The 2682-nt window shown below is 43.4% G+C and carries 2 protein-coding genes; both read left to right on the top strand.

What is annotated here, in order from left to right; translation table 11 throughout:
- Positions 1 to 1912, top strand: a 1912-nt coding sequence (locus VF500_RS22005; RefSeq protein WP_330861740.1) for a GH92 family glycosyl hydrolase, incomplete at its 5' end; no start/stop codon positions are given.
- Between the two features lie 180 nt (positions 1913 to 2092).
- Positions 2093 to 2682: hypothetical protein (locus VF500_RS22000; RefSeq protein ID WP_330861739.1), on the top strand; the 590-nt coding region annotated here is incomplete at its 3' end.

Genomic DNA, 2682 nt, shown 5'->3' with positions numbered 1-2682 from the left:
GGAAGTATCTAAACCGTACTATTACAGCGTTTACCTGGCCGATTATGATGTAACAATCGAAATTACGCCAACCGAACGCGCTGCAAGCTTCCAGTTCACTTTCCCTAAAAGTGAGAGCTCACATATCGTGATCGACGCTTTTGATAAAGGCTCATATGTAAAGATCATTCCTGGTGAACAAAAGATCATTGGTTACAGCACCAAAAACAGCGGCGCGGTACCTGCCAACTTCAAAAACTATTTTGTTATTTATGTAGATAAACCATTCGCGCTGGCTTCAGCATGGCACGATTGGAAAAAAGATGATGGCCAACTGGAATATACCGGCGATCATGCCGGAGCAGTGATCACCCTGAAAACCGCTAAAGGTGAAAAGGTCCACCTTAAAGTAGCTTCTTCATTCATCAGCATTGAACAGGCCGAACTTAACCTGAAACGTGAGATTGGTAATGATGATTTCGCAGCAACCTGCCAAAAAGCAAAAGATACCTGGAACAAAACCCTGAGCCGTTTGGATGTTGAAGGCGGTACTATCGATCAAACCCGTACTTTTTACAGCAGCCTTTACCGCATGCTTTTCTTCCCCAACAAAATGTATGAGGTTGATGCCAGCGGACAAAACGTACACTATAGCCCGTTCAACGGTAAAGTTGCGCCGGGTTATTTATTTGCCGGTACAGGTTTCTGGGATACCTTCAGGGCGCTTTACCCTTTCCTGAATTTGGTTTATCCATCCATCAATAAGGAAATGCAGGAAGGCCTCATCAATGACTATAAAGAAGGCGGCTGGCTGCCCGAATGGTCGAGTCCGGGCTATGCTGATTGTATGATCGGTAATAACTCAGCATCGGTAGTGGCCGAAGCTTACCTGAAAGGTTTGCGTGGTTACGATATCGAAACATTATACCAGGCCCTGAAACACGGTGCTAACAATGAAGGCCCTAATGCTACCGGTCGCCGTGGTGTACAGTATTATAACACTTTGGGTTATGTTCCATATAATGTTAAGATCAACGAAAATGCTGCCCGCACTTTGGAGTATGCTTATGACGATTTTGCGATTTACCAGTTAGGTAAGGCTTTAGGCAAACCCAAAAAAGAAATAGAGATCTATAAAAAACGCAGCCAAAATTATCGCAACATATTCGATCCTGAAACTAAACTGATGCGCGGTAAAAACCAGGACGGCTCATTTGAGACCCCTTTTAATCCGTTAAAATGGGGCGATGCCTTTACCGAAGGGAACAGCTGGCATTACAGCTGGGGCGTGTTCCACGATATCCAGGGTTTAATAAATCTGATGGGTGGTAAACAGCAGTTTGCTGCCAAACTGGATTCGGTATTTGAAATGCCGCCGGTATTTGATGACAGCTACTATGGCGGCGTGATCCATGAGATCCGCGAAATGCAGATAGCCGGAATGGGCCAGTATGCACATGGTAACCAGCCAATCCAGCACATGATCTACTTATACAACCACGCCGGCCAGCCATGGAAAACTCAATACTGGGTTCGTGAAGCCATGAACAGGCTTTACAGGGCAACTCCTGATGGCTATTGCGGCGACGAGGATAACGGACAAACATCAGCCTGGTATATCTTCTCGGCCATGGGATTTTACCCGGTTACCCCGGCCAGCGACCAATATGTTTTAGGTGCCCCGCTGTTTAAAAAAGTGACCGTTAATTTAGAGAACGGCAAAACCATCACCATCAACGCGCCAAAAAACAGTGCAGATAACAAGTATGTAAACACACTTACTGTTGATGGCAAACCATATACTAATAACTGGTTAAGCCATAAAGGGTTATTAAATGGTGCAGTGCTTGATTTTGATATGCAGGCCGCCCCGAATAAAGACCGTGGTACCAAAGATGCCGACGTGCCTTATTCAATGAGTAACGAGAAATAATCCCACCCAACCCTCCCCAATGGGGAGGGCTTTTTGTAGAGACGCATCACAAGCGTCTCCCGCTATGCAGGTTAAATATGTATGGCGGGAGGCGCAGGTAATGCGTTTTTGGTTTTAGGGAGAATTATGTTGCCTGAATAATTTTGTTTTTTGCCTACATTTAGCAATCAACACTAAACCATGAAATATCTTTTACTTTTCATATTTATCACAACTACTTGTATTGTTAAAGCGCAGGATTTTGCGGCTTTAAAAGCGGAACAATCAAAAGCCGAACAGATCATATTGAATGATGAAGACCGGAAGGTGATGATGTCATTTTATGATCTCAATGCTAAGAGGTCTAAAGACAAACTAAAACTAATAGAGTCTGTTAAAGCAAATGCCAATAAGCATATTCCACCTGTATTATTTACTATGGCCATGGTTTTATTTGGGCAGGAAAAATACAGCGATGCCTGCTTTTGGTTTTACGTAGCGCAATTAAGGGCAAGGTATGATGTAAATCGCAGCTCGGATAAAACGGTATCAGCGGCCGACTGGAATGGCCCCATCGGACTGTACATAAACGAATATGCGTTTAAACATTTGGATACTTTAGAAAAGGTTGTTCCCAAAGTAATAGATTATGTAACTACAAATGATGAATTATATGACCAGCGATGGATCAACCTTTTATCAATGAAAAATAAGATAAGAGACGAAGATATAGATAAGCTTAGCGTTGATAAAAGCCAGTGGCCTGCCATTAAGAAAGAAACTGTAGACGG

It is taken from the genome of Mucilaginibacter sp. (assembly GCF_036383575.1).
Taxonomy (GTDB): Bacteria; Bacteroidota; Bacteroidia; order Sphingobacteriales; family Sphingobacteriaceae; genus Mucilaginibacter.
This window is presented reverse-complemented; position numbering and strand designations above follow the sequence as displayed.